This is a genomic window from Mycobacterium ahvazicum, from assembly GCF_900176255.2.
GTDB classification, from domain to species: domain Bacteria; phylum Actinomycetota; class Actinomycetes; order Mycobacteriales; family Mycobacteriaceae; genus Mycobacterium; species Mycobacterium ahvazicum.
Genome location: NZ_FXEG02000002.1, coordinates 989,330 through 1,011,658, shown reverse-complemented (window position 1 = coordinate 1,011,658; position 22,329 = coordinate 989,330). Strand labels below are relative to the sequence as shown.

The window sequence follows — 22,329 nt, the reverse complement described above, 5'->3', positions numbered from 1 at the left end:
GACCATAGTAGGTCGCAGAACAGAAGTTAGTTGGCGGCGATCATGGCCACCGATCCCATGGCCATCACCATGCCGATCCCCTGCCAGCGAGTCACTCGCTCGCGCAGAACCATCATCGCCAGGACGACGGTGGCGGCGGGATACAGCGAAATCATGATGCTGGCCAACGACAGCAGCCACGACTGCAGCGCTATCAGTTGCGTCACCAGAGCGCAGATGTCGAGCAGCGCAATGGCCAGCGCCAGCTTCATCGACTCCCCACGCGGCAGCTGCAAGCTGCGGCGGGACGCGGCCAGCGCGGTGACCACCACCGTGGCCGACAACCGCGCGAACATCAACGGCCACAGCTTGGAGTCGTGTGGTGATTGGTGCAGGAACACCAAGTCCAGCCCGAACGCACACCCGGCCAGTACGGTCAGCCAGGCAATTTTGGGCGTGAAGCGGAATCGCGTCTTGCCTTCCACGGTGGCCTCACGGCTGACCAGCATCACCGCGACGATGGCCAGCACCACGCCGGCCGACGCCGCCGGGCCGGGTCTCTCCCCCAACGCGATGCCGACCGCCACGGGGACCGCGGCATTGAGCACGCCCGCCAGGGGGGCGACCACCGAGATGGGCCCAGACCCCAGCGCGGCGTAGAACGCCCACATGCCGAAGGCCTGACCGATGCCGTACAGGCTGCCCCAAAAGATCGCGCCGGAATGGATCGGTCCGCCCGCGCACAATGCGATCACGCCGAGCAACACGGCCTCGACCGGGTACGCCGCCAACATCACGCGCAGCGCTGCCACTCGTCGCGCTGCCACGCCGCCCACGAAATCGCTGACGCCGTAGGACACGGCAGACAGCTGAGCGTACGCGGCTCCGATCAGTTCATACCCTTTGCTCGTCGCCCCAGTTCACGCAAAACTTCACGCTGGGCGTCACGGCGCGCCAGGTCCTGGCGCTTGTCATGTGCTTGCTTGCCTCGCGCTAGTGCGAGTTCTACTTTGACCTTGCCCTCAGAGAAGTAGAGCGACAGAGGCACTAGCGTCAGGTTACCATCGCGGATTTTTCCGATCAGTGTGTCGATCTGTCGCCTATGTAACAACAACTTCCGGTTGCGACGGGGATCATGGTTCGTCCAGCTACCGTGTTCGTACTCCGGAATGTGCAAGTTACGCAACCACACTTCGCCGTCGTCGACGGTTGCGAACGCGTCGGCGAGTGAAGCCTGGCCCAGCCGTAGGCTTTTCACCTCGGTGCCGACTAAAGCCACTCCGGCCTCGAATGATTCCAGGATCGAGTAGTTGTGCCGGGCCTTGCGATTGGAGGCCACGATCTTCTTGCCGCCCTGCTTGCCACCACTGGCCTTGCCCCCACTGGACTTTGCGGCCACAGCTAACGCCGTACGTAGAGGCGCAGTGTTGCGTAAGCCGTCATCCCTGCCATCGACACGCCGAGCAGGAACAGAATCGGTGAGATGTAAAGGATGTCGGCGTAGTCAACGCGAGCGATCAGATTGGCTTGGTAGAACTGGTTTAATGCGTTGTCCAGGAACAGCGCGCGCACCACGATCAAGCCGCCGACCGCAATCGCCACACCCAGGGCCGCCGCGAGCATCGCCTCAACCAGGAATGGCAGCTGGGTATACCAGCGACTTGCCCCCACCAGGCGCATGATCCCGATCTCGGTGCGCCGCGTATACGCCGCGACCTGAACCATGTTGGCAATCAACAAGATCGCGCCGACAGCCTGCACCAATGCGACGGCGAACGCGACATTGCTCAAGCCGTCCAGCACCGCGAACAGCCGGTCGATCAGGTCTTTCTGATTGAGCACCGAGAGCACTCCGGGCTGGCCCTGCATCGCAAGGTCGAAGTCCTTGTGCTGCTCCGGATTGTTCAACTTGACAATGAAAGACGCGGGGAACGAATCCTTGCCCGCAACGTCCTTGTACTGCGGGAACTTTCGGATGGCGTCGTCGTAGGCGTCCTGACGGTTAAGAAAGCGAACCGATTTGACGTCATCGCGGCCCTCGATCTTCGTCCGCAGCGCCTTACACGGATTAGTGCCGCACGCCGGGTCGTTCGCGGACACGTCGTCGGTGAGGAAGACCTGCGTCTCGACGCGGTCGAGGTAGATGGCGCGGGAGTGCTCGGCCAGCCGCACCACCAGCAGACCACCGCCGAACAGGCCGACCGAGATCGCGGTCGTCAGGATCATCGCGACCGTCATCGTCACATTGCGACGAAGACCGGTGAGGACCTCGTTGAGTAGGAAGCCGAAGCGCACTAGCGGTCCATCCCGTAGACGCCGCGCTGCTCGTCGCGAACCAGCCGACCCAGCGACAACTCCACGACGCGCTGGCGCATCGAGTCGACGATGTGGTGGTCGTGCGTCGCCATCAGCACCGTCGTCCCGGTGCGGTTGATCCGCTCCAGCAGGTCCATGATGTCGTTGCTGGTGTCGGGGTCCAGGTTTCCGGTGGGCTCGTCGGCCAGCAGCACCAGCGGCCGGTTGACGAACGCACGCGCGATCGCGACGCGCTGCTGCTCACCACCCGACAGCTCGGCCGGCAGCCGGTTGGCCTTGCCCGACAAACCGACCGTCTCAAGCACGTCGGGTACCACCCGGTTGATCTGATCGGCGCGCTTGCCGATGACTTCCAGCGCGAAGGCGACGTTCTCGTACACCGTCTTTTGTTGGAGCAGACGAAAGTCCTGAAAAACGCAACCGATCACTTGGCGCAGCTTGGGCACATGCCGGCCGGGCAGCTTGTTGACGTGGAACTTCGAGACCCGCACGTCCCCAGTGGTCGGCGTTTCCGCGGCCAGCAGCAGCCGCATGAAGGTCGATTTGCCCGAACCCGAGGGCCCGATCAGGAAGACGAATTCACCCTTGTCGATTTTGACGTTGACGTCGTCTAACGCCGGACGCGCCGACGCTTTGTACTTCTTGCTGACATGGTCAAGGGTGATCATCACGGCACGCCAGTGTAGCGGTGAATTTCGCTGGACCGCGAAGATCAGCGCGCCGGTGGCGCCGACGTGGGCGACGGCGCCGGCCCCAGCATCGGTTGCTGCGGGGGCGGTGAAGTGGGGCTTGGGCTGGGCGGACAGAACGGTGGCGGCAGCAGGCAGGGCAGCTGGAAAGGCGGCGGTGACGTCGTCGTCGTTGGCGGCTCGGGCGGCGGCGTGGTGGTCGAGGTCGGCGGCACCGTGCTGGTCGGCGTCGGCACATACGTGTTAACCGGTGGTTGCACCCTGGTCCGCGGCACCCAGGTGTAGTTCGGGTCGGGCACGAAGCCCGGCGGCACCACCTGCGTCGGCGGCGCCTTGGGCGCCGGCTCCGGCCGATTGGCGTCGTAGACCCACCACACCGCGAGGAAGGCGAGGATCAACGCCACCGTCGAGGTGCGCATCCGGCCGCCGAACACATAGCGCGGCCAGCGGCGGTCCTCGTCGCGGTGCTTTTCGAGGACGTTGAGGGTCAGCTTCACTTCGTCACCGACTCGTGCGCGAGCTCATCCGGCTCTTCGGCGGACTGCGCCACGCTGGCTTCGTCCTGAACGACGCTGACCGTCGCGTCGGCCGTGGTGACGATGCCGGCGCCGGCGAGTGCCCGCATGATCAGCACCCGCAGCTGTCGGCCGGCCTCGAACTGTTTGCCGGGCAGCGTGCGGGCCACCATGCGCAGCGTGACCGTGTCCACCTCAATGCTTTCCAGGCCCATCAGGGTCGGTGCGTCCAGCAGCAACTCGCCCAGCAACGGATTGTCCATGGCGTGGTCGCACACGTCGTGCAGAACCTCGTTGACCCGGTTGAGGTCGGCGCTGGTGGAGACCGGGATGTCGATCACCGCTCGCGCCCAGTCCTTGGACAGGTTGACGGTCTTGACGATCTGACCGTTGGGGATGGTGAACAGCTCGCCGTCCGACGAACGCAGCCGGGTCACCCGCAGCGTCACGTTCTCCACCGTGCCGCGCGCCTCGGCGTTGACCCCGGCCACGGTCAGCGAGACCAGGTCACCGAAGCCGTACTGCTTCTCGACGATGATGAAAAAACCGGAGAGCAGATCCTTGACCAGCTGCTGAGCACCGAAACCCAGCGCCGCACCGATGACGGTGGCGGGCGCGACCAGGCCGCCGACGGAAAAGTTCAGCACGTCGCTGATCTGGACGACACCCCAGATCGCGATCAGGACGATCGACACCCACTGAATCACCGAGGCCACCGCCTGGCGGTGCTTGGTCGCCTCCGAGCGCACCAAGGCGTCGCTCTCGGCGAAGCCCACGTCGAGCTGCCGGGTGACCTGCTGGGCCACCCAGGTCACGAAGCGGACCGCGAGCACCGACGCGATCAGCAACATGACGACGCGCAGGCCCTGGTCGAGAATCCAGCCTCCGATGTGACCGCGCCAAAAGTTGTGCCACGGCTGCGTCATCGCGATAGCAACAAGAGTTGTATTAGTCGTCATCTTTTCGGTTGCGCCACCGGATCCCAGCTTCCAGGAACCCGTCGATGTCTCCGTCCAATACGGCCGCCGGATTGCCGACTTCGTACTCGGTCCGCAGATCCTTGACCATCTGATACGGATGCAATACGTAGGACCGCATCTGGTTACCCCAGGAGCTGCCGCCATCACCTTTGAGCGCATCCAGCTCAGCACGTTCTTCTAAACGCTTGCGCTCCAACAACTTTGCTTGGAGAACCCGCATCGCCGCAACTTTGTTCTGCAATTGCGACTTTTCGTTCTGGCAAGTCACGACGATACCGGTCGGGATGTGGGTGAGTCGAACCGCCGAGTCGGTGGTGTTCACCGACTGGCCGCCCGGACCGCTGGACCGGTACACGTCGACGCGCAGATCGCCTTCCGGAATATCGATGTGGTCGGTGGTCTCCACCACCGGCAGCACCTCGACTTCGGCGAACGACGTCTGGCGCCGGCTTTGGTTGTCGAACGGGCTGATGCGCACCAGCCGATGCGTGCCCTGCTCCACCGACAACGTGCCGTAGGCAAACGGCGCATGGACGGCGAAGGTGGCGCTTTTGATGCCGGCCTCTTCGGCGTAGGACGTGTCGAACACCTCGACGCCGTAGTGGTGTTGCTCGGCCCACCGGATATACATCCGCATCAGCATCTCGGCCCAGTCCGCGGCGTCCACCCCGCCCGCGCCGGAGCGGATGGTCACCAGCGCCTCGCGCTCGTCGTACTCGCCCGACAGCAGGGTGCGCACCTCGGCGGCTTCGATGTCGGCACGCAGCGCCTTCAGCTCGGCGTCCGCTTCGGCCAGCTCGTCGGCACCGCCCTCCTCGGCGGCCAGCTCGTAGAGCACCGGCAGATCGTCGACCCGTTGCCGCAACTGCTCGATGCGGCGCAGCTCGCCCTGGGTGTGTGACAACTCGCTGGTCACCCGCTGCGCGTTGGCCTGGTCGTCCCACAGCTTGGGATCGGACGCCTCGTGTTCGAGCTTCTCGATGCGGCTGCGCAGACCGTCCACATCGAGCACCCTCTCCACCGTGGTCAGGGCGGAGTCGAGGGCGGCGATATCGGCTTGACGGTCGGGTTCCACAGCCGACCACGTTACCGGCGCGCTGGTCGGCAGCGAATGCTCAGGTCGCGACGCGCGGCACTTTGACCACCAGCCGGGGTCCACCGTCTAGCATCGAATCACCATCGTGTGCGCCCGCGACTGCGACGCCCAGCCACTCTCAGCCCCTAGCGTCGCGGCCGGGCATGGACAGAAGGCTTGGGTATGCGTCGATTTCATGTCGCCATCGTCGGCTCCGGACCATCGGGGTTCTTCGCCGCAGCATCTTTGCTGAAGGCTGCCGATAACTCCGATGAGATCGATGTCGCGGTCGACATGCTCGAGATGTTGCCGACGCCGTGGGGACTGGTGCGCTCGGGCGTGGCACCCGACCACCCCAAGATCAAGTCGATCAGCAAGCAGTTCGAAAAGATCGCCGGCGATCCCCGCTTCCGGTTCTTCGGCAACGTGGCGGTGGGTGAGCACGTGGCTCCCGCCGAACTTGGCGAGCGCTACCACGCCGTGATTTATGCGATCGGGGCGCAATCGGATCGGTCGTTGCAGATTCCCGGCGAAGAGCTGGCGGGCAGCATGGCCGCCGTCGAGTTCGTGGGCTGGTACAACGCCCATCCGCACTTCGAGAGCGCGACCCCGGATCTGTCGGGGGCCCGCGCGATCGTCATTGGCAACGGCAATGTGGCCCTCGACGTCGCCCGCATCCTGATCACCGACCCCGGCGCGCTGGCCGAGACCGATATCGCTGATCACGCGCTGGAATCCCTGCGCCCATGCGGCGTGGAAGAAGTGGTGATCGTGGGCCGGCGCGGGCCCTTGGAGGCCGCGTTCACCACGCTGGAATTGCGCGAGCTGGCCGACCTCGAAGGGGTCGACGTCATCGTCGATCCCGCGCAGCTGGAGGGCATCAGCGACGAAGACGCCGAGGCCGCCGGCAAGACCACGAAACAGAACATCAAGGTGCTGCGCGACTACGCCAACCGCGAACCCCGCCCGGGACACCGGCGCATGGTGTTCAGGTTCCTGACCTCTCCGATCGAGATCAAGGGCGACGAGAGGGTGGAGGGCATCGTCCTCGGCCGCAACGAGTTGGTCGCGGACCAGAGCGGACGGGTGTCGGCCAAGGACACCGGGGAGCGCGAGGAGCTGCCGGCTCAGCTGGTGGTGCGCTCGGTCGGCTATCGCGGCATGCCCACCCCGGGATTGCCCTTTGACGACAAGACCGCGACCATCCCCAACACCGACGGCCGGGTCGAGGGCAGCCGCAATGAATACGTGGTCGGGTGGATCAAGCGGGGGCCGACCGGCGTCATCGGCACCAATAAGAAGGACTCCCAGGACACCGTCGACACCCTGATCAACGATTTGACCGCCGCCGACGAACTGGTCACCTTCCCAGACGACCATGCCGACAAATTGGCCGACTGGCTGGCCTCGCGCCAACCGAAGCTGGTCACCTCGGCTCACTGGGACATCATCGACGCCCATGAGCGGGCGGCCGGCGAATCGCACGGGCGTCCCCGCGTCAAACTGCCGAATCTCACCGACCTGCTGCGCATCGGCCACGGCTGATCGCAGGCCTGTTGGCGCATTCGCGATGGGGCTGAACTCGACCTAGCCGCGGAAGACGATGATGCCCGCGCTTGCGAGCAGCAGGACGATCGCCGCGGCGATTGCCCAGCCCGCGCCGGCCAGCCACCAGATGACGCCCAGCACCGCAAGCGCCGGCGACACCGCGAACAGCACCAGGACGGGGTGCTGCCTGATCACTTGCAGAGCGCTTGTTGCCCGGATGCGCTCGATGTCCTTGTCCGCCATGACATCAGAATGCCACCTGCCACCCACAAAGCAAGCGAGGTCGTCAATCGTGCGAGCACCCTTGATCCGCCGGCGCGGCAGCTACTGGGCCGTCGACGCCGAGCGCCATACCCTCTATCATCCACGAGGTTTGTGACACAACGGGTTTCGTCTTTTTCGGGGCCTGGCCCCCTACCGAGAGCGACTGACGCGCCCGCCGGCGGGTGGGTGTGGGCGACTAGCCCGCAGGAGATTCGGGCGGAGCGAACTTCCAGTTGTCCGGATTCTTCGAGGAATACACCACCTCGTGCAGTTCGCCCATGCTCGGCCAACGATCGACGTCGACCACCATCCGCCAGTAGACGGGATATTCGTTGACGGTGGGTCCGTTGATCACACCGGTGATGGTGACGTACTGCTCGCCGGTGACGTCGGGCCGCGGGCTCACCCCGGTCACCAGCAACGTGCCGCGCAGCGACTCCCCCCGCGGGCCGCGCGGAATGAACCGCTGAGCGAGAAATCCCGCCAGCACCACGACGAGCAGAAGTAACAGCGCGAATTCCCACACGTCGCCATGGTAGGACGGCCGGGGCGATGTACGGTCAAATTGACCTAGGACCCTACTGTCCCACCCGGATTCGCCGTAGCGTCATGGGTACTGGCGCGCCCGAGGAAAGGTGAGGTCGATGACGGATGAGCCCGCGGTCGTTTTGTCGGAGGACGAGAGTTGGCGCAGGCTGAGCGGCGTCGCCTTGGGCCGACTGGTGACTAGTTTCGCCGGCGAACCCGAGATCTTCCCGGTGAACTATGCGGTGCAAGACCGAACCGTGCTGTTCCGCACCGCCGAGGGCACCAAGTTGTTCTCCGCCGTGGGGAACAGCGTGGTGGTATTCGAGGCCGACGACCACGACGTCGCCGAAGGCTGGAGCGTGATCGTCCGGGGCCGCGCTCGAGTGCTGAAGACCGCGGCGGACATCGAGCGCGCCGACCGCGCCGAGCTGATGCCGTGGACGGCGACCGTCAAGAAGCATTACGTCCGGGTTACCCCGACAGATATCACGGGGCGTCACTTCACATTTGGGCCGGAACCCGATCCGAACGCATCGTTTGCCTGACGCGCTCACACGACCAGGGACAGCGGTCCGCGGGCGTAATGAGCCTTGCGCCGCTTGCTGATGGCCACCAGGCGAGCCACCGCGGCTTCGATCCCGCGGGTCAGCTCGTCGACGTCGGCCACCTCGTCATAGTCGGCAAGGATTCCTATAAATAGGTCGTCGGCGTAGCTGAGCATCGCGACGCCGGTTCGCAGTTGCATCGCGATGGGTGGGACCGGGAACACGCCCAGCACCTTGTTGCCCATCACCCGCAGGGGGCGCCGCGGACCCGGGACGTTGGTGGCCAGCGTGGCGACGCCGCGTTGTGGCAGTCGCGTCAGAAACCCGAGCGCCCAGCCGGCCAACGCGAACGGAATGCGATTGGCCATGGCCACGAACGCGTTTCCGGCCTGACGTTGTCCACCGGCCTTCGTCCGGCCCAACCGCGAATGCACGATGCGCAGCCGCTGCACCGGGTTCTCCTCGTCGATCGGCAACTCCGCAAGCATCACCGACACCCGGTTGTCGGTCTTGTCGAACGCATCGGCGGACCGCATCGACACCGGCACCAAGGTGCGCAACGAACCGGGCTGCAATCGCTCGCCACGCTTGACCAGGACGTTGCGATAGCTTTCCGTAATTGCCGCCAGCGCAACATCATTGATGGTTACGTCAAACGCCGTGCATACTTTCTCGATGTCGGCCAGCGGCACTCGCGCGCCGCTGTATCGACGTAAATCTCCGATCCGTCCGTTCAGTGGTGACGGATCCGAGCGCAGCAGACCGGTGGCGATTTCCGCGGCGCCCAGGGCCGCTCGCGCGGCGCCGGCAGCCACCGAGGTCGACGCGCTCCACAACGCGCCCAGAATCGCCAGCGGGTTGACTTCTGCCGCATGCGTTTTCGCGTCTTTCGCCGGACCGATATGCGGGGCAAACCTGTCACTGACGCCGTCATCACACAGTCCGGCGAGCATATGTGTGGCCGCGATCCCATCGGCCATGCAGTGGTGGATCTTGGTCAGCATCGCCCATCGACCGTCGCTAAGACCTTCGACTACCCAGATCTCCCACAACGGCCGATCGCGGTCCAGACGCCTGGCCATCAGATCGGCGACCACCCGGAACAACTCCTGGTCGCCTCCGGGCTGCGGCAGCGCAACACGCCGCACGTGCCGGCCGATGTCGAAGCCGAGGTCGTCCACCCACTGCGGAGCGCCGAGGTCGAACAGCCGCAACCGCAACCGTTGTCCCATGCGGGGGCAGGCGCGTATGCGTTCGGCGAACGCCGACATCAGCGCGCCCTGGTCCGGCGCCGGGCCTTCGATGACCGACAGTCCCCCGATGGCCAAGCTGACCCGCGCATCGGCGTCTTCGGCTTTGAGGAAACCGGCTTCCAGTGTCGTCAGGCGGTTCATGATCAGCGACCTTCCAGCTGCGCGGGGCTTATCTGCAACTCGTAGTAACATCATTCGTCGCGAGACGGTGCGCCGTTAGGGCCGAAGGTCCCTTCGGCAGCGCGCCGTGCAGCGGCCAAACCCGAAGCCCGGCGTCGTTGCAATTGCGTTATCTGCAAAACGCTGTTGGAGCTGGGCGCCGACCAGAGCACCACGGTGTGTTTGCCTCCCGGTCGGCATCGTCACGCCGTTTCCGCGCAACCCGGGGATGACGGACGCGGGCCGGCCCGTGGTAGGACTGCTGGCATGAGTCAGGACGATCTCGCATTGGCGATGGCACTTGCCGACCGTGCGGACATGCTGACCCGCGACCGGTTCGGCGCGCTGGACCTGCACGTCGACACCAAGCCGGACCTGACCCCGGTGACCGACGCCGACCGGGCGGTCGAATCCGAGGTCCGCGAGGTGCTGGCGCGCGAGCGACCCGACGACAGCGTCGTCGGCGAGGAGTTCGGCGGGACAACCAGCTTGGCCGGCCGGCAATGGATCGTCGACCCGATCGACGGCACCAAGAATTTCGTGCGCGGGGTTCCGGTGTGGGCCAGCCTGATCGCGCTGCTCGACGACGGTGTGCCCGTGGTCGGTGTGGTAAGCGCGCCGGCGCTGCAACGACGGTGGTGGGCATCGGCCGGCCAGGGCGCATTCGCCTCGGTCGACGGCGCTGCGCCGCGGCGCTTGTCGGTTTCCTCGGTGGCACAACTGGATTCGGCGAGCCTGTCGTTTTCCAGCCTGTCGGGTTGGGCCGAACGCGGCCTGCGCGACCACCTCATCGAACTGACCGACGCCGTATGGCGGGTGCGGGCGTATGGAGATTTCTTCTCATATTGCCTCCTCGCGGAGGGTGCGGTGGATATCGCGGCCGAACCGGAAGTCTCGGTGTGGGATCTGGCCGCACTCGACATCCTGGTGCGCGAGGCCGGCGGGACATTCACCGGCCTGGATGGCATCGCGGGCCCTCATCGCGGCGACGCCGTGGCGACGAACGGCCTGTTGCACGAATATGTGCTGCGCCGCCTCGGTGTGAAGTAGCTAACAAGCACTCTTTATCTTACTCCGGAGTAAGATAGCCTCTTGACTGCATCGCCCCAACTACAGAGGCTGCTGAAATGACGGACACTGTCTCCGGCTCAAATACTTCCCATCCGCGCGGAAAACGGCGCGGACGCAACACCGGCGTCGGGATGCAACCGCACAGACGCACCGGGATCGACATCACCCTGGCGCTGCTTACCCCGCTGGTCGGCCAGGAATTTCTGGACAAATACCACCTGCGTGACCCGATGAACCGGGGCCTGCGCTACGGCACTAAGACGATCTTTTCCACCGCCGGTGCCGCTTCCCGCCAGTTCAAACGAGTCCAGAGCCTGCGCAGTGGACCCACCCGGCTGAAGTCCAGCGGCATGGACTACTACGACCTGCGGCCCGACGACGAACAGAAGATGATCGTCGAGACCCTCGAGGAATTCGCCGAAGAGGTGCTGCGGCCCGCGGCCCCCGAGGCCGACGAGGCGGCGAGCTACCGGCCCGACTTGATCGCCAAGGCGGCCGAACTCGGCATCACCGCGATCAACATCCCCGAGGACTTCGAGGGCATCGCCGCACACCGCTCGAGTGTCACCAACGTGCTGGTGGCCGAGGCATTGGCCTACGGCGACATGGGGTTGGCATTGCCCATCCTGGCGCCGGGTGGCGTGGCAGCCGCGCTGACCCACTGGGGCAGCGCGGACCAGCAAGCCAGCTATCTGCCCGAGTTCGCCGGCGAGAATGTCCCGCAGGCCTGCGTGGCCATTGCCGAACCCCAACCGCTGTTCGACCCCACCCGGTTGAAGACCACCGCTGTGCGCACACCGAGCGGGTACCGGCTCGACGGTGTGAAGTCGTTGGTCCCGGCCGCGGCCGATGCCGAGCTGTTCATCGTCGGCGCTCAATTGAACGGCAAGCCCGCACTGTTCATCGTCGAATCGGGCGCCAAAGGCCTTACCGTCAAGGCGGATCCAAGCATGGGTATCCGGGCCGCCGCGCTGGGTCAGCTCGAGCTCGCCGGGGTGTCGGTGCCGCTGAACGCCCGCCTCGGCGAGGAGGAAGCCACCGATGAGGACTACTCCGAGGCGATAGCGCTGTCCCGGCTGGGCTGGGCGGCGCTGGCGGTCGGCACCTCGCACGCGGTTCTCGACTATGTCATCCCGTACGTGAAGGAGCGCGAGGCGTTCGGCGAGCCCGTCGCTCGCCGTCAGGCCGTGGCGTTCATGTGCGCCAACATCGCCATCGAGCTGGACGGGCTGCGGCTGATCACCTGGCGCGGTGCCGCGCGTGCCGAACAAGGCCTTCCGTTCATCCGCGAGGCCGCGCTGGCCAAGCGGATCGGCGCCGACAAGGGCATGCAAATCGGCCTGGACGGCGTGCAACTACTCGGCGGCCACGGCTACACGAAAGAACACCCCGTCGAACGCTGGTACCGCGACCTGCGGGCCATCGGCGTCGCCGAGGGCGTCGTCGTTATCTGAGTCGTCCCCTAGCGAAAGATCAATCATGGCAATCAATCTGGAACTGCCCCGCAAGATGCAAGCGGTGATCGACAAGGCCCACCAAGGCGCCGCGGAGATGATGCGCCCGATCGCCCGCAAGTACGACGTCCACGAGCACGCCTATCCGGTGGAGCTGGACACCTTGTCCAACCTGTTCTCCGGCGCCGCCGAATCCAATGCCGTGGGACTCGCCGGCGCCGAGGCGTTCCGCAGCAGTGAGAGCAAGGAAGAAAACCGCAACGGCTCCAACATGGCGGCGGTGCTGCAGACGATGGAGGCCAGTTGGGGTGACGCGGCGATGATGCTGTCGATGCCCTATCAGGGTCTGGGCAACGCGGCGATCAGCGGCGTGGCCACCGACGAGCAGTTGCAGCGGCTGGGCCGAGTCTGGGCGGCGATGGCGATCACCGAACCCAGCTTCGGATCCGACTCGGCTGCCGTATCGACCACTGCCAAGCTGGACGGCGACGAGTACGTGATCAACGGCGAAAAGATCTACGTCACAGCGGGTTCGCGGGCCACCCATATCGTGGTGTGGGCGACCCTGGACAAGTCGCAGGGTCGCCCGGCGATCAAGTCGTTCATCGTGCCCCGCGAACATCCCGGTGTCACCGTCGAACGGCTGGAAAAGAAGCTCGGCATCAAGGGATCCGACACCGCCGCGATCCGGTTCGACAACGCGCGGATCCCGAAGGACAACCTGCTCGGCAACCCGGAAATCCAATCGGGCCAAGGATTTTCCGGTGTCATGGAGACCTTCGACAACACCCGGCCCGTGGTCGCCGGCATGGCCATCGGCATCGCCCGGGCCGCCCTGGAGGAGCTGCGCAAAATCCTGACCGAGGCCGGGGTCGAGATCTCCTATGACAGGCCCGCGCACGCCCAAAGCGCCGCTGCGGCCGAATTCCTGCGGATGGAGGCCGACTGGGAGTCGGCCTACCAGCTGACGCTGCGCGCGGCGTGGCAGGCCGACAACAAGATCCCCAACTCCAAAGAAGCGTCGATGGCCAAGGCCAAGGCTGGCCGAGTGGGCACCGACGTCACGCTGAAAGCGGTCGAATTAGCCGGCACCCCAGGCTATTCGGAGCAGTCGCTGCTGGAGAAGTGGGCACGTGACTCGAAGATCATGGACATCTTCGAAGGCACCCAGCAAATCCAGCAGCTCGTGGTCGCACGCCGGCTCCTGGGCCTCTCCTCCGCCGAACTCAAGTAGCGAGTCCTCTTACGCCGAGCGTGAAGCCACTGCGAATTTCACGCCGTTTTTTCGCAGTGAGTGCACGTTCGGCGAGCGCTAACTGACGATCGGACGCGGCGGGTCGACCTCGTCCTCGGGCGCCAGCAGGTCGAGCTGCCACCACGTGACGTCGTGCCACGCGCCGAGTTTCCAGCCGACGCGCCGATAGTCACCGGCCGGGCGGAAGCCGAATGCCGCGTGCAGCGCGTTGCTGGCCTCGTTGGGTTGCGCGATGCCGGCGAACGCCCGCCGAAAGCCGCGCTGCGCCAACCGCTGTAGCAGTTCGGTGTAGAGCATCCGGCCACCCCCGGTGTGACGCCGGTCCTGGGCGACGTACACGCTCGTCTCAACCGACCATCGATAGGCGGCACGGGGATTGCACGTCTGCGCGTAGGCGTAGCCCGCGATGCACCCGTCGACCTCGAGCACCAGAAATTCATGCGTCGCAATCGCTTTGGCGATGCGCTCGGCGAACTCTGCTACCGTCGGCACCTCGGTCTCGAACGTGATCGCAGTGTCCAGCACGTACGGCCGGTAGAGGTCGGCGCACGCCGCGGCGTCGTCCGGAGTCGCGCGTCGAACGCGTGGCGGCATCAGGCAGCGACTGCGTTCAGCTGCTCGCGGGTGTCGTCGTCGAGTTCGATCGAGGCAACGTCGAGGTTCTCCTCGAGATGCCCCAGCGACGAGGTACCGGGGATCAGCAGCACGTTCGGCGCCACGCTCAGCGTCCATGCCAACGCGACCTGCGCGGGCGTGTGGCCGAGCCGTTGCGCCGCGCGCTGCACCAGCTCGTGACTGAGCACCGGGTTCGGCTGCACGAACGCCGCGCCCAACGGAAAGAACGGAACGAACGCGATTCCCCGCCTGGTGCACTCCTGAAGCACCGCTGCGGAGTCCCGGTCAATCAGATTGAAAGCGTTTTGCACACAGTCAATCTCGGTGCACTCCAGCGCATGCAGCAGGTGCTCGCGGTTGATGTTGCTCAGCCCGATGCCACCGATCAGCCCCTCGTCACGGGCATCGATCATCACCGAGAGCTGGTCATCGAAAAGCTGGTCGGGGCCGTCGCTTTCGAACAGTCGCAGATTGACCGCCGCCAGTTGGTCGACGCCGAGCGATCGCAAGTTCGTTTCGATGTCGCGGCGCAGCTCCGACGGCTCGTCGACCGGCAGCCAGGCGCCGGCGTCATCGCGGCGCCCGCCGACCTTGCTCACTAATGCCAGATCTTGCGGATACGGGTGCAGCGCCTCGCGGATCAACTCGTTGGCGACGTCGGGGCCGTAGAACTGGGCGGTGTCGATGTGGTTGACGCCGCGTTCGACGGCCCTGCGCAGCACCGCCAGCGCCTCGTCACGATCACGTGGCGGACCCATCACCCCGGGACCGGGCAGTTGCATAGCCCCGAAGCCGACGCGGGCTACCGAAAAGCGACCAAGGGGAAAGGGATCCATACGATGAGGCTAACGTCGTCGTATGGACACGTTTCAGGCGCTGGTAGCCCGTCAAGATGGTGATCGGATCACGGCGTCGGTCGAAACGCTCAGCCCGGCCGACCTGCCGCCCGGTGAGGTGACGATCCGGGTGTTGTATTCCAGCGTCAACTACAAGGACGCGCTGGCGCTGACGCCCAAGGGCGGCGTGGTGCGCGACTATCCGATCGTGCCGGGCATCGACCTCACCGGCGAAGTCGTCGAATCGCAGTCGCCGGACTTCAGCGTCGGAGACAGGGTGCTGGCCCACGGGTACGCGATCGGCACCGGCCATCACGGTGGCTACGCCGAGTACGCGCGACTGCCCGCCGACCAGGTGGTGGCGCTGGGAGCACTGAGCCCGCGTGAGGGTGCGGCCATCGGGACCGCCGGCTTCACCGCCGCGATGAGCGTGCAGGCCCTGATCGACTGGGGCATCGCGCTCGACGCCGGGCCCATCGTCGTCACCGGCGCCTCCGGTGGTGTCGGGTCGGTCAGCGTGGACCTACTCGCGGCGGCGGGCTATCAGGTGGTCGCGTCCACCGGTAAGGAAGCGGCCACCGCAATGCTGAAAGAGCTTGGCGCTGCTGAGGTTATCGGCCGGCTGCCCGCCGACCCCGATGCCAAGCCGCGACCGCTGGCCAAGGCGCGCTGGGCGGGCGCAGTGGATTGTGTCGGGGGCGCGACGCTCGCCGATGTGCTCAGCACGGTCGACTACGGCGGGGCGGTGGCGGCCAGCGGTCTCACCGGTGGGCCCGCGTTGCACACCACGGTGATGCCGTTCATCCTGCGCGGCGTCTCCCTGCTCGGCATGGACTCGGTGCTGATGCCCATTGCACGCCGACGCAAGTTGTGGGCGTTGCTGGGCGACTCGCTCAAGCCGCGGCACCTGGACACGGTCGCCAACGACGTCGATGTGAAAGACGTGGTCGAGATTTTGGATCAACTGCGCGCGGGCACCTACTCGGGCCGCGCGGTGGTACGTGTCGCCGGCGGATTCTGAGCTGGCAGTAGGCTATTCGAGCGCTGGGCGGAGGCGTCCGGCCCCATCGACAATGGAGGCAGCATGCGTGCAGCACGGGTGACGCGGCTAGACGGCCCAGACGCGATCGAGGTGGGCGAGGTCGACGAGCCTACCGGCGACGGGATCGTCGTCGAGGTGCATGCCGCCGGCGCCGCGTTCCCGGACGCACTGCTGACCCGCGGCCTCTACCAGTACCGGCCGGACCCGCCGTTCGTGCTGGGAGCCGAGATCGCCGGCGTCGTTCGTTCGGCTCCGGCGGGCGCTCACGTGGGTCCCGGCGACCGGGTCGTCGGCCTGACGATGCTGACCGGCGGTATGGCCGAGGTCGCGGTGCTCTCCCCCGACCGGGCGTTCAAGCTGCCGGACAACGTGAGCTTCGAGGCGGGCGCCGGACTGCTGTTCAACGACCTGACGGTGTACTTCGCACTGACGGTTCGTGGCCGCCTGCAACAGGGCGAAAGCGTGCTGGTGCACGGCGCGGCCGGCGGGATCGGAACCTCGACGCTGCGCTTGGCGCCGGCGCTCGGGGCCTCGCGCACGATCGCGGTGGTCAGCACGGAGGAGAAGGGCCGGATCGCCACCGCGGCCGGCGCGACCGACGTGGTACTGGCCGATAACTTCAAAGATGCGGTGAAGGAATTGACCGGCGGCCGCGGCGTCGACATGGTCGTCGACCCGGTCGGCGGTGACCGGTTCACCGATTCCCTACGCTCCCTTGTTCCGGGCGGACGGCTTCTGGTCGTCGGCTTTACCGGCGGCGAGATCCCCACGGTGAAGGTAAACCGACTGCTGCTCAATAACATTGACGTCGTCGGCGTCGGCTGGGGCGCATGGACGGCAACGCATCCCGGCGCGCTGGACGAACAGTGGGCCGGACTGGAGCGCCTGCTCACCTCGGGCAAGCTTGCGGCGCCGGAGCCGGAGGTTTACCCGCTGGACCAGGCCGCCGCGGCCGTCGCCTCGATGGAGAATCGCACCGCCAAAGGAAAAGTCGTCCTGCGCGTCCGCGACTAGCGGCGGCCGGTTCGAGGCGCGCCTGAGCGGGTCGCCCGGCTTTTGCGCGAAGCCAAGCCGGCAATAACGACGGCTCTTGTGCGTGGTCAAAAGAGAAAGTAATGTCACTTTCAGTTTTGGTCGCCTGACGTGCCCGGGAGTCGCCATGGAATCGTTCGTTCACCTGCGCAAAGGCAAGACGCCGCGCCGCCTGCACGCCGACCTTGACGGCCTCAAGGACGACGAGCTGGGCCGGGGCGGTTTCACCGGGCGCACGGCCAACATCTACCGCCGCCACGACCCCACCGCCTATCGAGCGTCCGGACCGCTGCGCCCGGTCGACGTGCTGTCCAGCGAGCTCAAGCCCAGCGATGCGACCGACGCCAACGGTGTGCCGCTGCTGATGTTCAGCAACGAGGACTGCCGCGTTCTGTTGAGCCGCCGCCGCGAGCCGATGCCCTACTTCGCCCGCTATGTCGACGGCGATCTGCTGTCGTTCGTCCACCACGGCACCGGACTGCTGGAGACCGAGTTCGGCCCGCTGCACTACCGCGAGGGTGACTGGGTCTACATCCCGAAGGCCTGCACCTGGCGTCAGGTGCCGGATCGCGAAACCACGCTGCTGATGATCGAGGCCACCGACGAGTTCCGGGTGCCGCCGCCCGGCCCGTTGGGCCGGCACTTCCCCTTCGATCCTTCGCAGGCCACCATTCCCGAGCCTGCTCCGATCGACGACCCCCCCGGGTTGGGGGCCCGCGACGAATACGAGGTCCAACTCTTCCACCGCGATGTTCTAGAAGGCGGCACGACCACGCTTGTCTACCAACATAATCCACTCGACGTCGAAGGATGGCGCGGCGACAACTTCGCGTTCACCTTCAACATCGACGACTACAACGTGATCACCTCCGACAGCGTTCACCTGCCGCCGACGGTGCACCTGTTCATGCAGGCGACCGGTGTCTACGTGATGAACTTCCTGCCCAAGCCCGCCGAGGGCGTTGCCGGCACCGAACGCACTCCCTGGTATCACCGCAACGTCGACTACGACGAAATCGCGTTCTTCCACGGCGGCTCGCTCTACGGCATCCCGATGCCGCCGGGCCTGATCACCCATGCGCCGCAAGGGGTTCACCACGGCGCGCCGGAGAAGGCCCGCGAACGAGCCCGCCGCAAGTTCGACGAGCACTCGCGGGTCGACTGGCAGGTTATCGCCGTCGACACCCGCAAGCGCCTGACACCCTCACCCGAAGTACTGGCCAACGATTTAGGACAACACTGATGAGTCAAGCCGTCAAGCACGACTACGACCGGATCCCGTATCTTGTTGCCTTCCAGAACAATTCCAGCGTCCGAGACGTTTACGGCGGGCTGGCCGAGATCACCGTGCTGGAGAGCTACCTGCTCAAGCCGAAAGACAAGCCGTCAGACACCGTCCTGGTGTTCATGCACCCGATCGGCGGCGGCGCCTATCTTCCGATGATCAACGCGCTGGCTCGGGCCGGCCACCACGTCATCTACTGCAACAGCCGGTTCCGCGGCACGGATTCGGCGTTGCTGATGGAGAAGGTCGTCGAGGATCTCGGGGAATGCATCAAGGACGCCAAGAACCGGCTGGGCTATCCCAAGGTGGTGTTGGCGGGATGGAGCGGGGGCGGCTCGCTGTCGGTCTTCTACCAGCAGCAGGCCCAGCACGCGACGATCACGTCGAGCCCGACCGGCGACGGACCGGACCTGACCAAGCTGGAGCTGCCGGCCGCCGACGGCATCATGCTGTTGGCCGCGCACATCAGCCGGCACGGCACGCTGACCGAATGGCTGGACGCGTCCATCCTCGACGAATCCGACCCCACCAAGCGCGATCCCGAGCTCGATCTGTACACCCCCGACAATCCCAACCAGCCGCCCTACCCCCAGGAGTTCCTGGACCGGTACCGTCAAGCGCAGATCGCCCGCAACCGCCGCATCACCGCATGGGCCAAAGAGAAGCTGGCTGATTTGACCGCTCAGGGCCGCCCCGACGACGAGTTCGGATTCGTCGTTCATGGCACGATGGCTGATCCCCGCTGGCTGGATCCCACCGTGGATCCCAACGAGCGCACGCCGGGCACCTGCTATCTGGGTGATCCTCAGGTGGTGAACATGAGCCCGGTCGGGCTGGCCCGCTTCTCGACGCTGCGCGGCTGGCTGTCGCAATGGAGCTACGACGAAGCCCGCGGCGACGGAGTGGACTGCGGTCGCGATATCGCCATCCCTGCGCTGGTGATCGGCAACCTGGCCGACGACGCCTGCACACCCAGCCACACCCGGCGGCTGTTCGAGGCGATCGGACATTCCGACAAGGAGATGTACGAAATCCCTGGTGCCACACACTATTACGCCGGTCCGGACCAGCGCGACAAGTTGCGCGAGGCCGTCAACGTCGTCACCGACTGGCTGATCCGGCACGAATTCGCGAGCTCGCCGTGACGGGTGCGCTGGACGGCATCCGGGTGCTCGAACTGGGCACCTTGATCGCGGGTCCGTTCGCCGGCCGCTTGCTCGGGGACATGGGCGCCGAGGTCATCAAGGTGGAGCCGCCGGGCGCCCCGGACCCGCTGCGCAACTGGGGTCAAGCCGAATACGAAGGGCACCACGTGTTCTGGACCGTGGCCGCGCGCAACAAGAAAGCGATCACGCTCGACCTGCGCAAACCGCACGGGCGCGAGCTGTTCCTCGAGCTCGTCGAGAAGTCCGACGTCGTGGTGGAGAACTTCCGCCCGGGCACTCTCGAGAAGTGGAACCTGGGCTACGACATACTCAGCGAACGCAACGCCGGCATCATCCTGGTCCGGGTGTCCGGTTACGGGCAGACCGGACCCGACGCGCACAAGGCGGGTTATGCCTCGGTGGCCGAGGCCGCCAGCGGACTGCGCCACCTCAACGGATTTCCCGGCGGCCCGCCACCCCGCCTGGCGCTCTCGCTCGGCGACAGTCTGGCCGGCATGTTCGGCGCCCAGGGCGCGATAGCCGCCCTGTACCGTCGCAGCGTCACGGGTCGAGGACAAGTCGTCGACGTCGCGCTGACCGAATCTTGCTTGGCCATCCAGGAATCCACGATTCCCGATTACGACGTAGGCGGCGTGGTGCGCGGACCGTCGGGCACCCGGCTGGAAGGTATCGCGCCGTCGAACATCTATCGCAGCGCCGACGATTCGTGGGTGGTGATCGCGGCCAACCAGGACACCGTGTTCGCCCGGCTGTGCGCGGCGATGGGGCGCCCGGAGCTGGCCGGCGACGACCGGTTCGCCACGCACACCGCTCGCGGGCGCAACCAGGACGAGCTCGACAAGATCATCGGCGCATGGGCCGCCGAGCGGCAGCCCGGAACCATCGTCGAAACCCTCAGTGCCGCAGGCGTGATCGCGGGCCCGATCAACACCGTCGCCGAAGTGGTCGAAGACCCTCAGCTGCGGGCACGCGGCATGCTGGTCGAGCACTATGACGAACGCATCGCACGTAATGTATTGGGACCCGGAGTTGTTCCGGTGCTGTCGGAATCGCCGGGCAGTGTCCGCCATGCGGGGCCGGCCTGCCCCGGACAACACAACGACGACGTCTACGCGGGGTTGCTCGGCAAGACCGCCGACGAGCTCGAGGCACTGCGCGGCGAGGGGGTGCTATGAACCGGCACGTCGATATCCGTGAGGTGGCGCTGCGCGACGGGCTGCAGATCGAAAAGCCAATCCCGTTGTCGGCCAAGCTCGAACTGCTCGCGGCGGTGGCCGCCACGGGTGTGCGCGAGGTGGAGGCGACGGCGTTCGTCTCCCCGACGAAAGTGCCGTCGATGGCCGATGCCGCCGAGCTCGCCGCCCAGCTGCACAACTACCCCGACATCGAATTCTCCGCCCTGGTTGCCAGCCCCAATGGCGCCAAGCGCGCGGTTGCCGCCGGGCTGCGCTCGATCGAATACGTGGTGGCCGCCGACGACACGTTCAGCATGGCCAACGTCGGGCGCACCAGCGTCCAGGCCACCGACCAGATCGACGAGATCGTCGCCATCGCGCACGGCGGCCCCTCAAGTCTTCCTGTCACCGTCGAGGTCGTCATCGCCACCGCATGGGACTCGCCGTTCGAAGGACCCACCCCGGCGCAGCGGGTTCTCGAGATCGCCGCGGCCGCCCGCGACCGCGGTGCCGACCGCCTGTCGATCGCCGACACGATCGGCACCACCACCCCGGGCCGGGTGAGTTCGCTGATCGCCCAACTGCGTCCGGTGATCGGCAACCTGCCGCTGGGAGCGCACTTCCACAACACCCGCGGCGCCGGGCTGGCCAGCGCCTACGCGGCGGTCAGCGCCGGCGTCACCCGACTGGACGCCTCGGTCGGCGGACTGGGTGGTTGCCCGTTCGCTCCGGGGGCCACCGGCAACATCGCCACCGAAGAACTGGTCTACCTGCTCACCGACAGTGGCATCGATGTGGACGTCGACCTGCAAGCCGCGATCGCCGCCGCCGCCGTCGCGAAATCGGCGGTGGGCCATGACCTGCCGAGCGCGCTACTGCGCGCGGGCGACCGGATCCGGAACTGATGGGTGTGTCCACCCCCGACGCGTCGCGGGCGCTGACCTCCAAAGGCCGCCAGACCAGGGAGGCCATCGAGCAGGCCGCGCGAAAACTGTTCGCCGAACGCGGCTTTCACGGCACCACGCTGGCCGACATCACATCGGCCGCCGGAAAGTCGCCGGCGGTTTTCTACCGGTACTTCGCCGACAAGGAAGACCTGCTGGCCGCGCTGGCGGAGTCGTTCCTGCACGATGTGGTGGCGCCGTCCGGGCTGAGCGTGCACCTGCCCGACTCTCCGGACGACAATGCGTTCTTCACCTCGGTGGTCACTGGGTACTGGAACATCTTCAAGCAGCACATCGGCATCATGATCGCCGTCGCCCAGCTGGCCACCACGCAGCAGCGGTTCGCGGCCGTGCAGAACGAGTTTCGAAAGTTCGGCATGGACATCGTGGCCTCATCGGTGCGACGCGCCCAGGAACAGGGCTACGGCAGCGAACTCAACCCGCAGCACACGGCGGCGGCCATTGCCCTGCTGTTCGAGAACTTCACCACCGTCTTCGTCGGGCAGTCTGGTCTCGGGATGCAGATCAGCGACGAGGACGCCATTGCGACCCTGTCGACGGTGTGGAAGAAAACTCTGTACGGCGCTTGAGCCTTTCCCAAGG

The 22,329-nt window shown here is 66.1% G+C and carries 24 protein-coding genes; 12 read left to right on the top strand and 12 right to left on the bottom strand.

Annotated features, from left to right (window positions below; translation table 11 throughout):
* Positions 1-26: 26 nt before the first annotated feature.
* From MAAFP003_RS07095 to prfB, 7 genes are read right to left on the bottom strand one after another with little or no spacing between them, the layout of a single operon-like run.
* Positions 27-872 carry an EamA family transporter gene (locus MAAFP003_RS07095; protein WP_480212824.1) on the bottom strand — a complete coding sequence of 282 codons (846 nt, stop codon included), beginning with the start codon at positions 870-872 and terminating at the stop codon, positions 27-29.
* Complete coding sequence (gene smpB / locus MAAFP003_RS07090; RefSeq protein WP_096285639.1) at positions 869-1,378, bottom strand: SsrA-binding protein SmpB; 510 nt, start codon at positions 1,376-1,378, stop codon at positions 869-871. Before smpB ends, MAAFP003_RS07095 begins: the two co-directional genes overlap by 4 nt.
* Positions 1,379-1,380: 2 nt before the next feature.
* On the bottom strand, positions 1,381-2,274 hold the full coding sequence (gene ftsX / locus MAAFP003_RS07085) for a permease-like cell division protein FtsX (protein ID WP_096285637.1): 894 nt from the start codon (positions 2,272-2,274) through the stop codon (positions 1,381-1,383).
* Positions 2,274-2,963 carry a cell division ATP-binding protein FtsE gene (ftsE, locus tag MAAFP003_RS07080; protein ID WP_096290928.1) on the bottom strand — a complete coding sequence of 230 codons (690 nt, stop codon included), beginning with the start codon at positions 2,961-2,963 and terminating at the stop codon, positions 2,274-2,276. The genes ftsX and ftsE overlap by 1 nt, the downstream gene beginning before the upstream one ends.
* A 44-nt stretch (positions 2,964-3,007) precedes the next feature.
* The gene (locus MAAFP003_RS29090; RefSeq protein WP_165796323.1) at positions 3,008-3,481 is read right to left on the bottom strand and encodes an Rv3103c family proline-rich protein; all 474 of its coding nucleotides are present in this window, start codon (positions 3,479-3,481) and stop codon (positions 3,008-3,010) included.
* Positions 3,478-4,458: a mechanosensitive ion channel family protein gene (locus MAAFP003_RS07070; RefSeq protein WP_243393804.1), complete on the bottom strand. Its 981-nt coding sequence runs from the start codon at positions 4,456-4,458 to the stop codon at positions 3,478-3,480. The genes MAAFP003_RS29090 and MAAFP003_RS07070 overlap by 4 nt, the downstream gene beginning before the upstream one ends.
* Complete coding sequence (gene prfB, locus MAAFP003_RS07065) at positions 4,448-5,554, bottom strand: peptide chain release factor 2 (protein ID WP_096285633.1); 1,107 nt, start codon at positions 5,552-5,554, stop codon at positions 4,448-4,450. Before prfB ends, MAAFP003_RS07070 begins: the two co-directional genes overlap by 11 nt.
* Before the next feature lie 183 nt (positions 5,555-5,737).
* Here prfB and MAAFP003_RS07060 point away from each other — a divergent pair, with 183 nt between their 5' ends.
* Complete coding sequence (locus MAAFP003_RS07060; RefSeq protein ID WP_096285631.1) at positions 5,738-7,099, top strand: FAD-dependent oxidoreductase; 1,362 nt, start codon at positions 5,738-5,740, stop codon at positions 7,097-7,099.
* Positions 7,100-7,141: 42 nt separating this feature from the next.
* Here MAAFP003_RS07060 and MAAFP003_RS07055 read toward each other — a convergent pair whose 3' ends face one another.
* Both MAAFP003_RS07055 and MAAFP003_RS07050 read right to left on the bottom strand, forming a co-directional pair.
* The gene (locus tag MAAFP003_RS07055; RefSeq protein WP_103175401.1) at positions 7,142-7,345 is read right to left on the bottom strand and encodes a hypothetical protein; all 204 of its coding nucleotides are present in this window, start codon (positions 7,343-7,345) and stop codon (positions 7,142-7,144) included.
* A 217-nt stretch (positions 7,346-7,562) separates the two neighbouring features.
* The gene (locus tag MAAFP003_RS07050) at positions 7,563-7,892 is read right to left on the bottom strand and encodes a hypothetical protein (protein WP_096285629.1); all 330 of its coding nucleotides are present in this window, start codon (positions 7,890-7,892) and stop codon (positions 7,563-7,565) included.
* Positions 7,893-8,010: 118 nt separating this feature from the next.
* Here MAAFP003_RS07050 and MAAFP003_RS07045 point away from each other — a divergent pair, with 118 nt between their 5' ends.
* Positions 8,011-8,439 carry a pyridoxamine 5'-phosphate oxidase family protein gene (locus MAAFP003_RS07045; RefSeq protein WP_096285627.1) on the top strand — a complete coding sequence of 143 codons (429 nt, stop codon included), beginning with the start codon at positions 8,011-8,013 and terminating at the stop codon, positions 8,437-8,439.
* Between the two features lie 5 nt (positions 8,440-8,444).
* Here the strand turns inward: MAAFP003_RS07045 and MAAFP003_RS07040 are convergent, their stop codons facing one another.
* A complete protein-coding gene (locus MAAFP003_RS07040; protein ID WP_096285625.1) occupies positions 8,445-9,833 on the bottom strand; it encodes a WS/DGAT/MGAT family O-acyltransferase in 1,389 nt (462 codons plus the stop codon).
* Positions 9,834-10,118: 285 nt separating this feature from the next.
* Between MAAFP003_RS07040 and hisN the strand changes: the two genes are divergently transcribed.
* The 3 genes from hisN to MAAFP003_RS07025 all read left to right on the top strand — a co-directional run bounded on the left by hisN (position 10,119) and on the right by MAAFP003_RS07025 (position 13,610).
* Positions 10,119-10,901 carry a histidinol-phosphatase gene (gene hisN, locus MAAFP003_RS07035; RefSeq protein ID WP_096285623.1) on the top strand — a complete coding sequence of 261 codons (783 nt, stop codon included), beginning with the start codon at positions 10,119-10,121 and terminating at the stop codon, positions 10,899-10,901.
* A 77-nt stretch (positions 10,902-10,978) separates the two neighbouring features.
* Entirely contained in the window at positions 10,979-12,376 is a 1,398-nt protein-coding gene (locus MAAFP003_RS07030) for an acyl-CoA dehydrogenase family protein (protein ID WP_096285621.1), read from the top strand.
* A gap of 25 nt (positions 12,377-12,401) precedes the next feature.
* Positions 12,402-13,610, top strand: a complete 1,209-nt coding sequence (locus MAAFP003_RS07025; protein WP_096285620.1) for an acyl-CoA dehydrogenase family protein — start codon at positions 12,402-12,404, stop codon at positions 13,608-13,610.
* A 78-nt stretch (positions 13,611-13,688) separates the two neighbouring features.
* Here the strand turns inward: MAAFP003_RS07025 and MAAFP003_RS07020 are convergent, their stop codons facing one another.
* Together MAAFP003_RS07020 and MAAFP003_RS07015 are read right to left on the bottom strand one after the other, a co-directional pair.
* A complete protein-coding gene (locus MAAFP003_RS07020) occupies positions 13,689-14,225 on the bottom strand; it encodes a GNAT family N-acetyltransferase (protein ID WP_096285618.1) in 537 nt (178 codons plus the stop codon).
* Positions 14,225-15,082, bottom strand: coding sequence for an oxidoreductase (locus MAAFP003_RS07015; RefSeq protein ID WP_096285616.1), 858 nt, complete (start codon positions 15,080-15,082; stop codon positions 14,225-14,227). Before MAAFP003_RS07015 ends, MAAFP003_RS07020 begins: the two co-directional genes overlap by 1 nt.
* A 22-nt stretch (positions 15,083-15,104) precedes the next feature.
* Between MAAFP003_RS07015 and MAAFP003_RS07010 the strand changes: the two genes are divergently transcribed.
* From MAAFP003_RS07010 to MAAFP003_RS06980, 7 genes are all read left to right on the top strand, one after another.
* Entirely contained in the window at positions 15,105-16,103 is a 999-nt protein-coding gene (locus tag MAAFP003_RS07010) for an oxidoreductase (protein WP_096285614.1), read from the top strand.
* A 63-nt stretch (positions 16,104-16,166) separates the two neighbouring features.
* A complete protein-coding gene (locus tag MAAFP003_RS07005) occupies positions 16,167-17,138 on the top strand; it encodes an NADPH:quinone oxidoreductase family protein (protein WP_096285612.1) in 972 nt (323 codons plus the stop codon).
* Between the two features lie 145 nt (positions 17,139-17,283).
* On the top strand, positions 17,284-18,399 hold the full coding sequence (locus MAAFP003_RS07000) for a homogentisate 1,2-dioxygenase (RefSeq protein WP_096285610.1): 1,116 nt from the start codon (positions 17,284-17,286) through the stop codon (positions 18,397-18,399).
* Positions 18,399-19,586 carry an alpha/beta hydrolase gene (locus tag MAAFP003_RS06995; protein ID WP_096285608.1) on the top strand — a complete coding sequence of 396 codons (1,188 nt, stop codon included), beginning with the start codon at positions 18,399-18,401 and terminating at the stop codon, positions 19,584-19,586. The genes MAAFP003_RS07000 and MAAFP003_RS06995 overlap by 1 nt, the downstream gene beginning before the upstream one ends.
* Entirely contained in the window at positions 19,583-20,782 is a 1,200-nt protein-coding gene (locus MAAFP003_RS06990; RefSeq protein ID WP_096285606.1) for a CaiB/BaiF CoA transferase family protein, read from the top strand. The genes MAAFP003_RS06995 and MAAFP003_RS06990 overlap by 4 nt, the downstream gene beginning before the upstream one ends.
* Complete coding sequence (locus MAAFP003_RS06985; protein ID WP_096285605.1) at positions 20,779-21,687, top strand: hydroxymethylglutaryl-CoA lyase; 909 nt, start codon at positions 20,779-20,781, stop codon at positions 21,685-21,687. The genes MAAFP003_RS06990 and MAAFP003_RS06985 overlap by 4 nt, the downstream gene beginning before the upstream one ends.
* A complete protein-coding gene (locus tag MAAFP003_RS06980) occupies positions 21,687-22,316 on the top strand; it encodes a TetR/AcrR family transcriptional regulator (RefSeq protein WP_096285603.1) in 630 nt (209 codons plus the stop codon). The genes MAAFP003_RS06985 and MAAFP003_RS06980 overlap by 1 nt, the downstream gene beginning before the upstream one ends.
* Positions 22,317-22,329 lie beyond the last annotated feature (13 nt).